The 19,569-nt window shown below is 39.9% G+C and carries 6 protein-coding genes; 4 read left to right on the plus strand and 2 right to left on the minus strand.

The genetic code is table 11. From position 1 onward, the window contains the following. Positions 1-9: 9 nt before the first annotated feature. Positions 10-12,171 (plus strand): RHS repeat-associated core domain-containing protein, encoded by a 12,162-nt coding sequence (locus MYP_RS17470; RefSeq protein WP_156140703.1) that lies wholly within the window; start codon positions 10-12, stop codon positions 12,169-12,171. A gap of 16 nt (positions 12,172-12,187) precedes the next feature. Next, positions 12,188-12,646 carry a hypothetical protein gene (locus MYP_RS17475; protein WP_045466164.1) on the plus strand — a complete coding sequence of 153 codons (459 nt, stop codon included), beginning with the start codon at positions 12,188-12,190 and terminating at the stop codon, positions 12,644-12,646. 297 nt (positions 12,647-12,943) lie between these two features. Here MYP_RS17475 and MYP_RS17480 read toward each other — a convergent pair whose 3' ends face one another. Next, positions 12,944-13,309 carry a hypothetical protein gene (locus MYP_RS17480; protein ID WP_045466168.1) on the minus strand — a complete coding sequence of 122 codons (366 nt, stop codon included), beginning with the start codon at positions 13,307-13,309 and terminating at the stop codon, positions 12,944-12,946. A 750-nt stretch (positions 13,310-14,059) separates the two neighbouring features. Continuing rightward, positions 14,060-14,275, minus strand: a complete 216-nt coding sequence (locus tag MYP_RS25830) for a SymE family type I addiction module toxin (RefSeq protein ID WP_081990566.1) — start codon at positions 14,273-14,275, stop codon at positions 14,060-14,062. A 632-nt stretch (positions 14,276-14,907) separates the two neighbouring features. Here MYP_RS25830 and MYP_RS17490 point away from each other — a divergent pair. Together MYP_RS17490 and MYP_RS17495 are read left to right on the plus strand one after the other, a co-directional pair. Next, positions 14,908-18,984, plus strand: coding sequence for an RHS repeat-associated core domain-containing protein (locus tag MYP_RS17490; RefSeq protein WP_197060115.1), 4,077 nt, complete (start codon positions 14,908-14,910; stop codon positions 18,982-18,984). 6 nt (positions 18,985-18,990) lie between these two features. Beyond that, complete coding sequence (locus MYP_RS17495) at positions 18,991-19,509, plus strand: hypothetical protein (RefSeq protein WP_045466177.1); 519 nt, start codon at positions 18,991-18,993, stop codon at positions 19,507-19,509. Positions 19,510-19,569: the final 60 nt, after the last annotated feature.

Here is a 19,569-nt window from a genome sequence, read left to right on the forward strand (position 1 = left end):
TTTTTAGAGATGAAAAGCTTAAGAATACTTTTGGGACTACTTTTTGCGAGTTTAGCGGCTTACTCACAAAATTGTAACATAACAATAGTACCTACGGGGAGCACCTGTTTTGGAGGCATGGATGGCAAAGCAGAAATTCATAAAGATGGTAAGCTGGTTGTGCTGGATAATGGTGGAACATGTGTAACGCCTGAAATATCGTCTTACTCATGCGGGACTCCGGTTTCAGGGGCTATCGTAAGTAATGCAACGAGCGGATTGGTCGAAATTCCGGATGGTAAAACGTTGTATCTGACCTCTCCGTCCTTTAACGGCAGTGTAAGGTTCTTAGGAACAAATACCCTTGTTGTTTGCGGAGGAGCGACGATCACAAATTTTGAAATGAATAATAATTCCAAGCCGATTACAATAATTATAAATGGACAGGCAACATTGACGAGTCAGAATATAAATCTTGACTATCAGAGTGTGCTTAAGAATTATGGAAACCTTTCTATTACCAATACCATTGGATTTAATGGAAAGCTTTTTAATCATGGTTTTCTTGCAGCAACTCAGACGCTTAATATCAATGCTAATACAGGTCAATTTTATAATGCAGGAAGAGTTCAGGTAGGTGGATCATTCAACAATTACAATACTGCAACTAACGGAGGTACAATGGAAATATCCGGCGACTTTAATAACAATGGTGGCTCCGGATTTATAAATCTTTGCAATATAAATGTAGGAAACAGCTTTTCGAATTCTACTACTATCGAAAATTATGGTAAAATTACTGTAGGTAACCTTACCAATATCACCGGCGGAAAATTGTATAAAGGCTTCTCAAATAGTTTGCTTGCGACAAAAGATATTACTATAGATGGAATTGTTGAGGGTGTTGGATCTTCATGCTCAGCTGTTAAAGTTTCTAGAACTACAACGATCAATGGATCAGGTATTGTGAAAGGAGCAGCTGACCTTTGTGATGCAAACGGCATTGAAACGATCAGCTCTGGTTCCATACAAGGAGGTGCAACAACAAATTGCAGCTGTAATGCAACAGGAGCAGGTTCCGGTGTTTCAGGAACGATTACATGGAGTTCCGGAACTCCTACATTAGGTGGTAGCACAGTAACAGGACTTTCTGCAAATACTTATAATGTTTCTGTTAATCTTCAGGGCTGTAGTGCAGTTAATCAGCAATTTACTATTCCTACTCCAAACAAAATAATGGCTACTGTTTCTGTTAATGGAGGGACAGCTACAGTGAGCACCCCAACAGGAGGTAATCCGGGGCAATTCTATTATGACTGGAGGCTGGTTTCCTCAACCGAGATTACAACTACGACGACTGGAAGCAAAAATTTTTCTACTCCTGGTAACTATACTGTAACAGTCAGAGACAACAAAGGATGTACTGGAGATCCACTACCTTTTACAATTGTAGGTCAAGGTAATACTTGTAATTTTACTGTAGTAACAACTCCTGTAACTTGTAATGGTGGCAATGATGGAAAAGTGGTTGTTTATAAAGATGGTGTGCCTCTTGAAGTTCCTTCAAATCCAGGAGGAGGAAGCGGAGGTAGCTCCGATATTCCAACAGGAAATCCGGGAAGCTGTATGTCCCAGGCTGTATCCTCCTATTCATGTTCTTCAATTCCATCAGGTGCGGTCAATTATAGTCAAAATTCCGGAACTGTATCAATAACTGCAGGACAGACAGTCTATATTACTTCACCTTCTTTTACCGGAGACCTTTCTGTGGCAGGAGGAACATTGATTGTATGTGGAAATGCTACCATTCAGAATTTTAACTATTCCGGAACTCCGGGAACGTTCACTCTTATCGTTAATGGAACAGCAAAGCTAAATGCTCCTAACCTTAATTTGCTTGCTAACAGTACTGTAAAGAACTATGGTATTCTTACTACCAGCAGCATTGGCTTCAATGGCGCTCTAGAGAACCATGGTACATTAACTGTTAATGGTGACCTTAGCTTTAATACATCTGCCAATTCCTATCTTAATACAGGAACGATTACTGTAACAGGGAATTTTAATAATAAATTTACTACTATCAATGGAGGTACATTTAATGTTAAAGGAATCTTTAATAATAATGAACCAACATCTCTGTTCAGGAACTATTGCAAATTGTTTGTTGATGGAAGTCTTAATAATAACAAAGATATAGAAAATAAAGGATATATCGTTGTTGCTACTTCTACCGCTACATTTAACAGTAATTCTGTCTATAAAGGTTATGCAGGAAGTGTGCTGTATGCATTGAATTTTATAAATAATGGTTTAATAGATGGATTGGAAAGTTGTGCATCTATAAGAGTAAAGCAGAACACAAATCTTACCGGCAGCTCTATCATAAAAGGAAATACATTTCTTTGCGATGCCAATGGTGTCGAAACGGGATCTGGTCAGATACTTTTACCGGCAGCTTTAAACTGTAGCTGTGGAGGAACTTCAACAACAACGTCTTCCAGTCCTGTTGTATGGACAGGATATCCGAATGCTTCCGGAAATACCAACAGCAACCTTACTGCAGGAACAAATACTGTAGTTATCAACTGGCCTGGCTGTAGTCAGACAACTCTTACCTATACCATCACTCAGCCATCAACAGCAATCACTGCAACTGTTTCAGTAAGCGGTGGTACTGCTGCTGTATCCACTCCGACAGGAGGAAACGGAGGTCAATACAAATACAAATGGTCAGATGGTACAATTACTAACGTAGGGTCTCGTAACTACACTACAAAAGGAAATTATAGTGTAAGGGTATTGGATTCCAAAAACTGTGAAGGTCCTGAATTACCGTTCTCTATTAACAACATAGTAGAAACTGAATGTAATATTATAGTTAGCTATCAGGTGAATGAAAAAGTTCTGATCAAAATAGAATGTCCTGATACGTCATGTAAATATAGAATAAAGACAAGCGACGGAAATCTTTTGCCATATTCCAGTCTTATTAACCGTCCATGTAAAGATTCGGTGATCACTTCTGTGAATTGTAATGGGGATATCATTCAGACTGGGATTAAAGGAAGTGGAAGATGTGTACCTTTCTGTAATCCTGCAACGGATCCGAATTGCCCTTGTAATCTTGCAACTGATCCCGGATGTAATCCACAGTGTAATCCGACAGTTGATCCTGACTGCCCATGTTTGGCAGGCCTTGATCCAAACTGCCAGGGATGTGATCTGACAGATCCACTTAATTGCCCTTGCGATCCAAATTCTGCAAACTGTCCTCCATGCGATCCTTCTAAGGATGCAGGATGTCCTACTTTGGGTGCTACTTATCAGGCATATCCTGAAAAATGTGGTACCAAACCTTATGTTGTGCTCACTATTACTGGCGGAAGCGGTAATTATACAGTAGTCAATAAGAATAATAAAGATTCGAGAGGTAGTGGCTCTTCTCCAATTACCATGTATAACATGGCAGAAGGAAAGTCTAAGCTGATCATCACTGATAACGTTAGCAAAGTTTCAAGAGAAATTATCGTAAAGGTTGATCCTGCTCCTAAAAGCACTATGAGTGTAACAACCACAGCAAACGCAGGAAGTGAATGTAAAAATCAGCTATCTATAAATATAACAAATGCTGTATCCGGTCCTTATAGGTTGGATCTGGGATGTTGTATCCCTAGCTCCCTTGAGAATCTGACAGCAACGTCAGGTAATCTTCAGCTTGGGCCATATACCATCCCTAATAATATAGGTGATGGACCTTTTATGGTTAAAATAACGGATTCATATTGTAATACTTACAGTGACCTTGTAACTCCATGCAACATTGTGTGTAATACTCCAGAATCGAATAACTATCAGCCTCAGTTTACTAAAGTAAAACCAAGTTACAAAGGAAAAACTGATGGAAGTATAACACTTAACAATCTTCCTGCACATGTTACTGCTTACTGGACAGGTACAAATATTTACAGTCCTGTACAAGGAACAACGCTTTCATATATCGGTGAAGGTAGTTATTCTTTACTTTTGGTGAATAATGTAACCAAGTGTACATATTACTACAGTCCTGTTGATGAAAAACTTGAGGATGGTCCAAGCAATAGTGTCAGATTTACATTGGTAGCTGGGTGTAATTACGAAGCAAAATTGAGCAAGGTAAATGATGACGGAAGCGCAAACGCTACACCTGTTGCAGAACCTGTTTCTTATACCTGGTATAACCCGGCCAATAACAGTCCTGTTGGTTTTGGCAAACAGATCAATATTTCCGCAATTGCTACCTCCCTGTCTCTGGATAATCTTAATCTGGTGACTATAGACGGACAAGGGAATACTACTTCTTTTCCATTTGAAATTCCCAATAGTTGTAAGCCTCCGACAGTTTGTAATGCGGAGATCAAGTACAAATTTACAGATCCTCTTTGTTATGATGGAACAACAGGCAGCATTACAATTAATTCTATTCCAGCGAACTATAATATTGTCTGGGCAGATCCTGCTCTTCAGGCTACAGGTGCCAATGCATCAACTAAAACTGGGTTAAAAGGTGGCAGATACAGTCTGTCTGTAATACCGAATAGTTCTACCTGTAAAACAGAAACTGTTGATATCATCCTGGATAATCCTCCATCTCTTGAGATATCTAAAGAGGATTTATCGACAGGTGGAGTTAAGATAATTGTGTCTAAAGGTAAAAAAGATTACCATATTGTCTGGACGGACAACAATCAGGATATTGCTGAAAGAACTGACCTTGTTCCTGGTACCAGCTATACAGTAAATGTAACAGATGCCAATAACTGTCCAGGAACGTTTACATTTGTATACAATCCTTGTGCAGTGAGTAAACCTGAGCCTTTCGTAGTGTTAAAAGGAACTACAGCTACGGTGGTAAACAGTTCGGGAATGGCTCCTTTTACTTATAACTGGAAGGGTGGAGACATTTTTGACAGAAGTTTGAAAAGTCAGGATAAACTTCTCTCAGGAATATATGAAGTGGTTGTGACAGACAAAAGAGGATGTAAAGACAGTGTAGAATTCAATTCCAATAAATGTGGACAAACGATCAATGTATCTGTTACTACTCAGGATACCAGATCGGACCTTTGTAACGGTCAGGCAGCTTTAAGCCTTTCCGGAATTACAAATTATGATGGATATGTTATCTTATGGGATAAAACTCCGCTGGATGACTATTTAAAATATCAGAATCTTGATGTTCTTAAGAATCAAAGTACAGTTAAATTCCAGAATGCCTGTGCGGGCAAACATACTGTTGCAGTTGTAACGCCAGAAGGCTGTGCAGTGGAGAGTCCGTTTGAAGTGAAATATACGACTGTCCCTCCAACGGACTGTTCAACAAATCCTCTTGCCATTACCAATCTTAATGGTACAAGCTTTACCAGAGCATGTTATTCAGAGTCATTTAATGTGAAGTTTTACGTTAGCGGAGGTACTCAAAAGTATACATACGACTGGTCAGTTGTGGGAGCCGGAGGAACGACGAGAACTTTCTCTTCTCAGAACCCTGGTCTTGATAACCCTGATCCGGGAACTTATACAGTGAAAGTTACAGATAAGAACCTTTGCACCGTAACAGGAACATACACCGTAACAGGTCCTTCAAATGAGTTGACCTTTACCCAACAGTCTCAATCGCCTGTTTGTGCCGGATCCAATGGTACATTGACCCTGAACATTTCCGGAGGAGTTCCTCCTTACAAGGTTACCTGGGCAGATGCTACAATTACCAATACCTCTACAGGTATAGTAAATAAACAGCTTGTAGCAGGTGTGTTACAATCGTTTACCGTTTCTGACAGTAAAAACTGCACCAAACCCGGTGATGTTTTTATCAATGATACACCCTTTGAAGGAAAAATCTATTACAACAGACTTGAGTTCTGCCCGGGAAAAGACCCTGTATCTCTGACGGCGGCAAACATTTCTGCCTATACATTCCAGTGGGCGGGTGCAGGTATTAATGCCAATAATCAATACGAATCACAGGTAAAAGTGAAAACAGCAGGTGTTGTAAACCTTGTGTATACTCCTAAGCAGGGAAGCGCATGTACTTTACCATTTACCAAATCAGTAACAATTTCTGAAAGATCAGCTGAAGACTGTAAGCCTTCCAATATCATGTGCGATGTGGTGGATATTGAAGTTCCCGGGATCATAACAGTGAATCAGTGTAATGTTACTATTAAAAATGTAGATACTTCCAATGTTGAAGCTGCCTACTATGCTTATATTCAGGAAGCTAAAAAGAAATTTGTCAATGACTATATAGCCTCTGTTATGGACGGTCTGCAGGAAGAGCTTACCATAGATTATAGCGACAGTGAACAGCATTATACACTTTATTATTACGATCAGGCCGGAAACCTTGTCAGAACAGTTCCTCCGGCTGGGGTAAAACCTTTGAGCGAAAGTGCAACTGCAGGTATCATCTCGGATCTTAAAGACAATAAAGTGCCGAATGTATACACAGACCATACGCTGGCTACTACCTATAAATACAACAGTCTGAACCAGCTGGTCACTCAGGATATGCCGGATCACAGCCGTCAGGATCTGTGGGAGACAAATCCGTCGCTTACCCTGCCAAACGGTTATACTGTGGGTGCGGTGGATTATGTGACCGCACAAAAAGGACTTCTTTTTGCCAATTCCTCTTCGGAAACAAAATTATACAAGACGACCGATACCGGTAAGGAGTGGACTGCCAATCTGGGATTGGAATTCGGAGATATTCTGGATATCAATACCGTCACAGGAGCTTCACCTGCCTATTTTGCAGTCGGTAAGAATGGTCTGTTTATCAAAGGCACCAACAACGGAAGCGAATGGACATTGTTCTCTTCACCGACTTCACTTGACCTTATAGATGTATACTTTACGACGTCCACGGCCGGAAGAATCATGGCTGGTGACGGTACTATATGGACAACAACAGACGGCGGAGTAAGCTGGTCTTCTCCGAACATTGCTCTGAAAAATACCAATATCGTAACGATTACAGATGTCTGGAACGACAATAACCAGATCCTGGTGACAGGAACAAAAGGTGGTGTATCCGTACTTTACATGAGTGCAGACGGAGGGGGTACCTTCAATATACAGGAATTCGGTGCAGGTCCGTACAGCGCGATAGCACTCGAAGGCCAGAATATCTACATTACCGGAGCCAATGGGATAATACTGAAGGTAGCTGATGGAAAGTTCACTGTGTGGAACAGCAGTAATGTTCAGAAACAATTCAAGCAGCTTATCATGAAATCGGGCAACTATACCGCCCTGATGACAGATGCGGGCAATCCGCAAGGAAATGTTTATACCAGTACCGATGGAAAATCGTGGACAGCAGTAACCTCCGGTAATGACATCCTCAGGATTTCAGACCTGAACGGCACTATGGTATCTGCAGTATCCAATTCGGGTAACTACGGAAACAGCAACAACTGGAGCAGTTTTGGAACTGTTACAGTGACTAACAATATCGCCTCTCCGGGTACAACTCAGTTAAATAACATTACCAGATCAGTATATGTGGCAGGAACCCTCTTTACCAACAACAATTCACCGGTAAGTGACAGAGAGGTCATTCTTGCATCCTCTTTAGCGTACAGAACAGGAACCAACAGCTGGCAGAAAATCGATATAACAGGTTATTCAGGTTATACGACCAGATCACTGATCGTCAATGCAACCCATGACTGGTTATTGCTTGATGGCAATAACAATCTGTACAGAACTAAACTGAATACCGGTACGGTTCCTAATAACACGCTTATACTGACCAACAGCAACAACGCTGTTCTGACCAATGTTTATGAGATATACAAAACCAGTGACGGTATTTATGCCCTGAAGACTGATAATACAATAGTAAAACTGACTCTAAACAGCGATGGAACGGTTACGGCTGTTTATCAGTTTACCCTTCCTTCCGGAGTGAATGTTTATATGCTTTCAGATATGAGCATAACTGTGGCTTCAACAGGCGGAGTCGATGCACTGGCTACCTTCACTGACGGGTCCACCTATCAGAGACTGGCAGGCGGCAGCTGGGTGAACAAAGCCTATGCAGTTCAGCCGACGAACCTTCTTACATCAACATCATCAGGAAACCTGACGATGTATACAGGCGGGGACAACAGCGAACTGTTTAAGAAAGCCAGTCAGGATAATAATAACTTCCAGTGGAGTTATCAGAAAGTGATCAGCAGCACCCCTGTGAAGATCAAAGATTCTTACCTTGATGCAGGAACGCTTCGCCTTGCAACAGACGCAGGGATGAAGACCTACAATGCTGCTACCTTTGCCCTTACCAGTGAAAGCGGAGTGAGCGGAACGATCAACGAGGCATACAACAATGTTGCAGTAACAGAAAGCGGCAGCATCTATGTGAGGAATGGCAGCGGTACATGGCAGGGAAGCAATCCTGATCCATTAAATGCACCGATCAGAGAGGTGTCTGTAAACCTGGCAGCAGGAACGAAAAACATTTATTACTATCAGGGCGGAGGCTGGAGCAAGGCCCTTCCGATAAAAGTACAGCCGATAACAGCCATGGCTCAGGGGAATAAACTGATAGCTGTAGGCAATCAGGGAACGGTGCTGGTCTCTTCGGATCTTGGAGAAACCTGGCAGCCAAAACCAGTCGGATCTACGCAGAACCTGAGTGCGGTAGCTGCTTCAGGAGAAAAGGCAGTGGCAGGTTCTGTTAACGGAAGCATCTTCTACAGCACAAACGCAGGAAATACCTGGACGCCGGTTTCAAATCCTCCTGGCACGGGAGAAGTACGCTCCATCGTGATAACAGGCACAAAAGTGTGGATGATCAAAGGAAAGAGCCTGCTGTACAGCAACGATATGAGCAATTACAGCATTGCCCTTACAGCCACCGAAGAATTATACGGAGTACATGTGGATGCTGACGGATACGGTTATGTTGCAGGAAACGCAGGAACGGCTTACAGATTACAGCCAGTGGGAACATATACCACTGACCAGAAAACTCAGGCAAGCTGCAGCACACCGGCAACGGAGCCTTCCAATTTGCTTGCCGGAAGCCTTTCTTATCTGAAAATCTGTAACGATGCAGATATTACCGATGACAAGGGAACCGGAATGCCTGGCAGATCATTGCGCAGCGTAAGCTTTACAGACAGGCTTACAGGATACATAACAGGTACATTTGGACTTGTTATGAAAACTGTTGACGGCGGTTACAGATGGATGCCTGAAGGTACAGGCTCCGGGACTCAGACACCGATCGTAGCGCTTGCAGATGCTCAGAACGGAACGGTTGTCAATGGAAACGGAGAAGTAACCATGCTGAGAGACCGCGCACAGCAGTTAGGGTCAAGGTTCTGGTATGATGAACTGGGCAGACTGGTATTAAGCCAGAACAGCAAACAGTACAACATAGAAAATTATCTGAGTGAAAAACAATATGAAGGTGTTGCTCAGACATTAAGTACGATGACATCCTCTGATGAGAAAACCAGAGCGTACAGCTATACCCTGTATGACAAGATAGGCCGTATTGTAGAGGTAGGAGAGTTGATCACCAAAGCAACCTTCAGCACTCCTAAACATGAGTCTCAGGTTGAATACAACGCAATTGAATTGACTTTCCTTACAAGCGGAGTGAAGCAGCAGATCACTTCTACCTATTATGATGAGGTGGTATATGAAAATATCCTTAAAGGTTTTGAGCAGCAGAACCTGAGACCGAGAGTAGCTTCTGTTACATACTCGGATAGGGATGTTACTGATGAGAATGGTCTGAGAGTATATGACAGGGCAACGCATTATTCCTATGATGTTCATGGCAATGTCAAGGCTCTCGTGCAGGAGATAAAATCAGGAGGTACGCTGGTAGCCAAACGTATGGATTATGAGTATGATCTTGTATCCGGAAAGGTAAACTATGTATATTATCAGAAAGCCCAGAATGATCAGCTGATTCATAAGTATGAATATGACGGGGATAATAGAATTACTCAGGTCTCGACCAGCACAGACGGTGTAAACTGGGTAAAAGAAGTAGAGTATGACTATTATGCCCATGGCCCTCTTGCTCTGGCAAAGATCGGAAAGGACAATGTAGAAACCCAGACATATGCCTACACGCTTCAAGGCTGGATCAAAGGTGTGAAAGGGGATCAGTTCAGCTATGCGCTTGGTTACTATGATCAGAACGGCAAGAAGGATTATTCCGCCATTGGCGGGGGAGATCAGGGTTTGCAGGCAACTCCTGTAGCCTTAAATGATCAGGGTAAAAATACGAGCTTGTACAATGGTAATATAGCCACCTGGACAAGTCTGAACAAGGAAGTGAATTATTCAACTGTGAGCGGGCAGCGCGTTTACCAGGCCTGGACCCAGCAGTTTGAATACGATCAGCTGAACAGGATTAAGTCCGGTAAGACTCCTGGAAATGATGCTTATAAAAACACTTACGCTTATGATGCCAACGGCAATATAACAAACCTGAACAGGTACAATGAAAGTGGCGTTCAGTTTGATCAGCTGAGCTATAACTATGAAAACAAAAAAGCAGGTTACCTTGCCAATACCAATAAACTGAGATCGGTCTCTGATCTGCCTTCGATGACTGGTATTCACACCTCTGATATTGATAACCAGGGAACCGATAACTATGAGTATGATGAGATCGGTAACCTGAATAAAGATGTCCAGGAGCAGATCAAAAACATAGAATGGACGGTTTATGGTAAAATCAAATCTGTAACAAGGGAAACAGGAAGCTCGAAGTCGAATCTGAGCTTTGAATACGATGCATCCGGGAACCGGACCGTGAAAATTGTGACGGACAATGCTGGCAATGTTACAAAAACTTTCTATATTCGTGACGCTCAGGGAAATGTCATGAGTACTTATGAAATCCCTTCAGCAGGTTCTTTAACATTAGATGAACAATATATTTATGGCAGTGCAAGGCTGGGTGTGCTGCGTAATGAAAAGCGTTCTTATGAGTTGACAGATCATTTGGGTAACGTAAGGTCTGTAGTCGGAGAGCTGAGGGATGTCAATAATCAGGTAGAAGTAATTTCTGCTACGGATTACTATCCATTCGGGATGATAGCCAAAACTTACAACTCCAACAACTATCGCTATGGGTTTAGTGGAAAAGAGAAAGATGACGAGGTAAAAGGTGGAGGAAATAGCTATGATTATGGAGCACGTATGTATGATCCAAGAGTTATACGTTGGCAATCGTTAGATCCGAGAATTTATTTATTTGATTACCAATCTGGATATATTTCAATGTCTAATAATCCTATAAATAGAATTGACCCTTCAGGTATGGGCGATTATTACAGCAAGGAAGGAAAACATTTAGGAAATGACGGTAAAGAAGATGATAAAGCTTATGTAACTAGTCCTGAAGAAGTCAATAAAAACACTAAGAACAAAGTTACAAACTGGGAAAATGTAGCTCAAAGCAAAGTGACTACACTTCTGTCCGTTACCAATACTACATTAAAAAATTTCGCTGCTACAGTATATGCCGAAAGTGGCGGCCCAAAAGAAGAATCTTTCGCTATAGCAAGTGCAACTGTTAACTATGGAAATTCTTCTGGTAAAACTATTTCGTCTCTTGTAGATAGTAAAAATTCATATTCGTATGGAGCCAAATTATATGAATATGATGATTTGGACGCAGATCCTGCTAAACAAAGATATGGTATGATGGCAGCAATTAACGCTCTTACAGGAGGACATGATTATTCAAATGGTGCTATTTATTGGGATGGTAGAGATGTTCTTTTAAAGGGATTATCTCATTACAGATATCAAAAAGAAACATTTGGAGATAGAAAGGGGATTTTTGTTCCTTCCAATCTGATGAATAAACTTTTAAAGCTAGAATTAAATATTATGACTGAATATGCTAATAAAGGAAATACATATAAAGAAAAAGGGAAAAGTAAACTATTTAACGCAAATTGGACAATTGTAGGGAAGTTATATGATAATCAAATGTCACAATTAACTAATACGAATAAATCGGGTTCATTATGGGGAGTGACGGCCATTCATGGAAATAGTATATTCTATTCAGAGATTCCAGCATCTGTCAAGGACGAAACGACCAAACAAACAAATGCAATAGATAATGCCGAACTTCAAAAAGTACTTGATGCTCTACACTAAAAAAATAATTTAAGTTATGCGAAAAGCTTTGTTTATAGTATTTATTTTGTCAGTTGGATTTGGATGTCATTCACAAAACACAAAGGTTAATAGACAAGCTGAATACATTCTTGATAAAATTGGTGCAAATGACAGTATTTATAGATCCGATACATGTATTGCGTATATAGGAAATTATTTTGGTGCAAAAAGTATAGTTATACTATATAAACAATCTCGGAATGTTGCTAATTTGGTAGTACTGTCAATTGACAAGAAAGAAGATTGGAATAAGATTTTAGAAGTTCCGATCAATATTGGTTTGACAGTAATAGTAGATATTGTAGATTATGATTCAGATGGCTTAAAAGATATATTTATAAAGACAGGTGAAAATAAAGAGTATGGATATTTATTTATAAATAAATATAATAAAGAATTGATATTAACTTCAATTTGTGTATTAAATGACTCTACTGAGGTTACAGCGGATTAAATTTCTTTTCAAGCACCGCAACTCCCACAATCTTTCCGTAAATAAGACTTCGATACAACGAAGTTGATGAAAATGAAAAGGTTGAGGGTAGTAGATAAGTGAGTTCGAAAGGCGGTTCTTTTTAAGAAGGAATTTTAAAAAGTATAAGAAGAAAAAGTATCTGAAAGAAGTATTTTAATACTTCGGACAGGTACTTTTTCTGTTTTGTTCGAGTCTTATGGCTTTGGCTTGTCTGATTTGTTCTGAAAAGTCCGTATCAGGAAGCTCCCGGGTACAAATTTTTATGGGAGTACATTATCACCTTCTCATAGACTTAAAGATATGTTCCATAACAGGTACCATTTCTTTTGTGACCAAAGCATCGCTGATCATTAGTTTACCTTTATAAGGAGCAATAATATCGGTCATTTCTTTTAGATAGCCGTAGTCTTTATGAATAATCAAAGTAAATCCCTTATCCCTGTGCTTTTTAAAATTATCTTCATTCATAAGAAGGCTTAAATGCTTTAAAACAATTTGTTTGTTGAGCCCTAATTCAGCACCTGTAGAAAATATAACTTTGGAATAAACATCAACAGATGCAAACCAATAAGCTTCGCCTTCTCCGGTGGGGATATTTACAGGAAAGAAGCATACATATTCTAAAGGTCGGGAAGTAGTCATAAATAATTTTCTGTTGGTATAGTTAGAACTGAGTTATTAGAAATTGTAATGAATTAAAGTTGGGGGTGGCGGGATTTGAACCTACGCCCCCTGAAATCTTGTATTGGAGCTAGGCCCGCAATTTAGCTATTAATCGAATAGGCTTGTTTTAATGAAAATAAAAGCAAGCCGAACAGAAAGCCAGCAGACAAAGTATAACCAGCATAAATTGAGGGCAAAAGCAATAAACTTTAATGGTTTTGCAAATCCCGATAGAGAGATGAAAATGCATAAAAGCAATAAAATACACAAATGATAGATTGGATTAATGTCAAATCCTTTAAACAGGCGAAGATATCCAATGAATAATAGAGCAATAAAAGAGATAGCAATTGTTGTATAAAGGAAACACAAATAAGGTGTTATTAATGGAGAGAATATGCTATCACCTTTAATCTGAATAATATTATTGTTAAATAAGAAGTCTTTACATTGAGTACCCAAGTTGAAACAAAACGTAATAAGAGCTGCACAGTAAGCAAAGAAAGTTATAGTATCTTTAAAAAAAATGTTAGTCATGTTAGAAATAATTTAATAGATGAGATGAATAGAATGTGTTTTTTTGAATATCGACCATTCTTTTCATAATTGACTAATAAAGTTTTACTGAATGTTTTTTTTAAAAACATTCAATAAATAAAATAATCTTTAATCGTAGTAGATCAATAATAATAAAGCCATCAATTTGATATAAATTGACGGCTTTAAATTTTAATCTTCATCCAGTCGGATAATGAGTAATTTATTCATAGTTGTAACTGTGATACGCTGTTCTGGAGTAAATCCCAGTTTATTCAGCCATATACCACTAAGTCTGATTACGGGAACTGTTGTCCTACACCAGCGGTTAAATCTGATACCTGGCTGGATTTTTAAGCGCCTGACCTCTGGTCGTTTGCTTGTTTTCTTCTTTTCGGGTGCACGCATAGCTTTTTGAAGATTTTAAATAAGTAGCCCGACAGTGCTGCGTACACCCAAGAAGACTTGAAATGTGCAGGACTTTCACCTGCTCTCTGTCAGGCATATTTTTAAATACTAAAGTTTTCATTGAAATTTTCTTTTTGAGTTTGTACGCAATGCAAATATAAAATTATTTTTCAACCTCTTATCAGTTAAAAAAGATTTTTGTCTTCTTACTGTAGGCTCCTCCACAAACCAAACAATGTATGGTGCGCGAAGCAATGGAGATCTGTTTAAGAGGAATCAGTAAGGATGAGAGTGTAGGGCTTGCAGTTCAAGATACAATACGGATTTCAACATCTGAAAGCTTTAGAACAAGAAGAAACGCATCAAAAGAAAAGCACAAATAAAAAATTTTAGAATATAGGAGGAAGTTCCTCTTGCACAAGGGATGGCAGCGGTTACCCCACAGCAGGGTGGGTCTGGTGCGTTAGGGCGAGGAGTAAAAGCGTACAGCCCGGTCCCGGCTTAGAGTGGGTTAAAGGGTTGGCAAGCCGGGATGTGCCCAAAAATTCAGACAATTAAACAGCAATGGAACGGTTACCGCTGTTTATCAGTTTACCCTTCCTTCAGGAGTCAATGTTTATATGCTTTCAGATATGAGCATTACTGCGGCTTCTACAGGCGGAGTTGATGCACTGGCTACCTTTACTGACGGATCTACCTATCAGAGACTGGCAGGGGGCGGCTGGGTGAACAAGGCCTATGCAGTTCAGCCGACGAACCTTCTTACTTCAACATCATCAGGAAACCTGACAATGTATACGGGCGGAGACAACAGCGAACTGTTTAAGAAAGCAAGTCAGGATAATAATAACTTCCAGTGGACTTATCAGAAAGTGATCAGTGCTACCACAGTGAAGATCAAAGATTCCTACCTTGATGCAGGAACGCTTCGCCTTGCAACAGACGGAGGCATGAAAACCTACAATGCTTCTACCTTTGCCCTTACCAATGAAAGCGGAGTGAGCGGAACGATCAACGAGGCATACAACAATGTTGCAGTAACGGAAAACGGGAGCATCTACATGAGGAATGGCAGCGGTACATGGCAAGGAAGCAATCCTGATCCTTTAAATGCGCCAATCAGAGAGGTATCAGTAAACCTGGCAGCAGGAACAAAAAACATCTATTACTATCAGGGCGGAGGCTGGAGCAAGGCCCTTCCGATAAAAGTACAGCCGATAACAGCCATGGCTCAGGGGAATAAACTGATAGCTGTAGGCAATCAGGGAACGGTGCTGGTCTCTTCGGATCTTGGAGAAACCTGGCAGCCAAAACCAGTCGGATCTACGCAGAACCTGAGTGCAGTGGCTTCATCAGGAGACAAGGCAGTGGCCGGTTCTGTTAACGGAAGCATCTTCTACAGCACGAACGCAGGAAATACCTGGACGCCGGTTTCAAATCCTCCTGGCACGGGAGAAGTACGCTCCATCGTGATAACAGGCACAAAAGTGTGGATGATCAAAGGAAAGAGCCTGCTGTACAGCAACGATATGAGCAATTACAGCATTGCCCTTACAGCCACCGAAGAATTATACGGAGTACATGTGGATGCTGACGGATACGGTTATGTTGCAGGAAATGCAGGAACGGCTTACAGATTACAGCCAGTGGGAACATTTACCACTGACCAGAAAACTCAGGCAAGCTGCAGCACACCGGCAACGGAGCCTTCCAATTTGCTTGCAGGAAGCCTTTCTTACCTGAAAATCTGTAACGATGCAGATATTACCGATGACAAGGGAACCGGAATGCCGGGCAGATCATTGCGCAGTGTAAGCTTTACAGACAGGCTTACAGGATACATAACAGGTACATTTGGACTTGTTCTGAAAACGGTTGACGGCGGTTACAGATGGATGCCTGAAGGTACAGGATCCGGCTCTCAGACGCCGATCGTCGCACTGGCAGATGCACAGAACGGAACGCTGGTGAATGGTAACGGAGAAGTAAAGAGTCTGAGAGACCGGGCTCAGCAGCTGGGATCAAGATTCTGGTATGATGAGCTGGGCAGACTGGTACTAAGCCAGAACAGTAAACAGTATAATATTGAAAATTACCTGAATGAAAAACAATATGAAGGTGTTACTGAAGCTTTAAATGCCATTTCCTCTTCAACAGAAAAGGCCAGAGCATATAGCTATACTCTTTATGATAAGATAGGCCGGGGTGTGGAGGTTGGAGAGTTGATCACAAAAGCAACCTTCAGCACGCCTAAGCATGAGTCTCAGGTTGAGTACAATGCTATAGAATTGACCTTCCTTACAAGCGGAGTGAAGCAACAGATCACTTCTACTTATTATGATGAGGTAGCATTCGAAGACATCCTTCAGGGTTTTGAGCAAATGAACCTGAGACCGAGAGTAGCTTCTGTTACTTATGCAGATAAGGATCTTATAGATGAAAACGGTATAAGAATATATGACAGGGCAACCCATTATTCCTATGATATTCATGGGGATGTAAAAACTCTTGTTCAGGAGATAAAGTCAGGAGGTAATCTGGTAACCAAACGCATGGATTATGATTATGATCTTGTATCAGGAAAGGTAAACTATGTATACTATCAGAAAGGCCAGAGCGATCAGCTGGTTCATAAGTATGAATATGATGGAGATAACAGGATCACTCAGGTATCTACCAGTACAGACGGTGTGAACTGGGTAAAAGAAGCCGAATATGATTATTATGCCCATGGGCCTCTTGCTCAGGCAAAGATTGGAAGGGACAATGTTGAGACTCAGACTTATGCCTATACGCTTCAGGGCTGGATCAAAGGTATGAAAGGAGATCAGTTCAGCTATGCCCTTGGTTACTATGATCAGAATGGCAAGAAAGATTATGCTGCTATCGGAGGAGGTGTTCAGGGCTTGCAGTCAACCCCTGTAGTCTTAAATGACCAGGGTAAAAATACCAGCTTGTACAATGGTAATATTGCCACCTGGACAAGTCTGAACAAGGAAGTAAATTATTCAACTGTGGGAGGGCAGCGTGTTTATCAGGCCTGGACACAGCAGTTCGAATATGACCAGCTGAACAGGATTAAATCCGGTAAGAGTCTTGGAAGCGATGCTTATAAAAATACTTACGCTTATGATGCCAATGGCAACATAACAAGCCTGAACAGATATAATGAAAGTGGTGTTCAGTTTGATCAACTAAGTTATAACTATGAAAACAAAAAAGCAGGTTATCTGACCAATACCAATAAACTGAGATCCGTATCAGATCTGCCATCAATAGCTAGTATTCATACTTCTGATATTGACAACCAGGGAACGGATAACTATGAATATGATGAGATAGGAAACCTGAATAAAGACGTTCAGGAACAGATTAAAAACATAGAATGGACAGTTTATGGTAAAATAAAAGCAGTAACAAGGGAAGGTGGAAGCTCGAAATCGAAACTGAGCTTTGAATATGATGCTTCAGGAAACAGAACTGTGAAAATTGTAACAGATAAGGATGGCAATATTACGAAAACTTTCTATATTCGTGACAATCAGGGAAATGTCATGAGTACTTATGAAATTCCTTTAGCTGGTTCTTTAACATTAGATGAACAGTATATCTACGGTAGTTCAAGGTTAGGAGTATTGAGAAACGAGGTGAGATCTTATGAGTTGACGGATCATTTGGGTAACGTAAGATCTGTAATAGGTGAGCTAAGGGATGTTAATAATCAGATAGAAGTTATTTCCGCTACGGATTATTATCCATTCGGCATGATCGCGAAATCTTACAACTCCAATAAATATAGGTATGGGTTTAATGGTAAAGAGAATGACGGCGAAACAGAAACTCAGGATTATGGAATGAGGATCTATAATTCTAGTTTAGCAAGGTTCTTAAGTATTGATCCGATGTCCAAAAACTTTCCATGGTTTACTCCATATCAATTTGCAGGCAATAATCCTATCGTTGCAATAGATTTAGATGGCTTAGAGCAACTTGATTATAATAAATTTAGAGAGGGGATGTTAAAAGGAGAAATTACACTGCGACATGCCCCATTCCCCAAAAATTTAAAGAAAATTGGCACTTGGCATAATCCGGCTGATTACACTAATAATAAATTTTGGAAAACGGCAAATGCCAAATCCGGTAAAGTAGAGCTTAAGGATAGATATCTTGAAATGAGAGAAGGTGTTTTGCCATCTGATGCTTTAACACATATTGTTGAAAATCCCAAATTGTATCCAATGGATTGTGGTCAATATGTTCAAGTTCTAAAGTTATATGGAATGCTTGAAAGCATGGGACCAAAAGATTTTAACGAATATATCAAATTACAGCCTGAGAATTTTACTCTTAGGAACCATAATTCTACAGGATTACAGAATAATATTACTTATGATGTGTTCAATGGAGATGTGTTATTGAAAGGTAGGAAGATTGGAACTGCCGATCAGGTAATTGATGAATCAGAAATAGGAACTAGAATAACATTAAATTCTCCATTCTTAGTAGGAACGACGCTTCATAATGAAAATATAGTTAAGGTTGGCGACGATAAGTATATTGCGCAAGGTCTGGGAAAAGGAGAGCTTTCAATGAAACAGATCAAAAAAGCTTTGCTGAGGGAAGCTGCCGCTATGGGTAAAATTGGAAAAGCAAAAGACATATCTGTGTCTGAGATTGAAGTTTTTAAAGGTGATGTTAAAAAATAGCTAAATATGAATTTAGGAATAGTTCTTTTTATTAGTTCGTTTTTTTTTACGAATTCTGATAGTCTTTATCTTGATGGATTTAATGTAAAAAATAGAAGAATAGAAATAAATTTTTTTAATGAAAAAATTCATGATCCCTATTCTCAGGTATATTTGATATCAAGAAATGATATTGGCGAGTTTTTTATTTTTAATGATAAAAAGTATTATATAAATACAATTAATGATTTGGATTCTACTACACAAAAGGAAATTATTGATTATTTTAACGAAAAAATTACTTTAAATTGTTATACACCTATTGTACCAAAAGTAATTCTGAGTTTACTTTTAGATGAAAATGGAAAAGTAGTTCTTGGTGGAGGGTATATTAATTATGGGTGCGAACGTAATTTTTTAGAGGTTCATAATTTTATTGATTTACATAAAGTTAAATTTTCCCCTAGTCGGATCAAGTTTAAGAATGTACCGAGTATACTTAATATCGTTTTGCCATTGAATGAGGCTAAATCTGCTAGTGAATGAAATGGGGGTAATGTTACAGATTATCTGTTTTGCTAAAATAAATAAGTAATTAACTCATCT

Source organism: Sporocytophaga myxococcoides (assembly GCF_000775915.1).
In the GTDB taxonomy this organism is placed as follows: domain Bacteria; phylum Bacteroidota; class Bacteroidia; order Cytophagales; family Cytophagaceae; genus Sporocytophaga; species Sporocytophaga myxococcoides_A.

Excerpts from the sequence above, each read along its gene's own strand:
- MYP_RS17495 (WP_045466177.1), top strand. The coding sequence starts at position 18,991 with ATGAATTTAGGAATAGTTCTTTTTATTAGTTCGTTTTTTTTTACGAAT.
- MYP_RS17475 (WP_045466164.1), top strand. The coding sequence starts at position 12,188 with ATGCGAAAAGCTTTGTTTATAGTATTTATTTTGTCAGTTGGATTTGGA.
- MYP_RS25830 (WP_081990566.1), bottom strand. The coding sequence starts at position 14,275 with ATGCGTGCACCCGAAAAGAAGAAAACAAGCAAACGACCAGAGGTCAGG.
- MYP_RS17490 (WP_197060115.1), top strand. The coding sequence starts at position 14,908 with ATGAGCATTACTGCGGCTTCTACAGGCGGAGTTGATGCACTGGCTACC.
- MYP_RS17470 (WP_156140703.1), top strand. The coding sequence starts at position 10 with ATGAAAAGCTTAAGAATACTTTTGGGACTACTTTTTGCGAGTTTAGCG.
- MYP_RS17480 (WP_045466168.1), bottom strand. The coding sequence starts at position 13,309 with ATGACTACTTCCCGACCTTTAGAATATGTATGCTTCTTTCCTGTAAAT.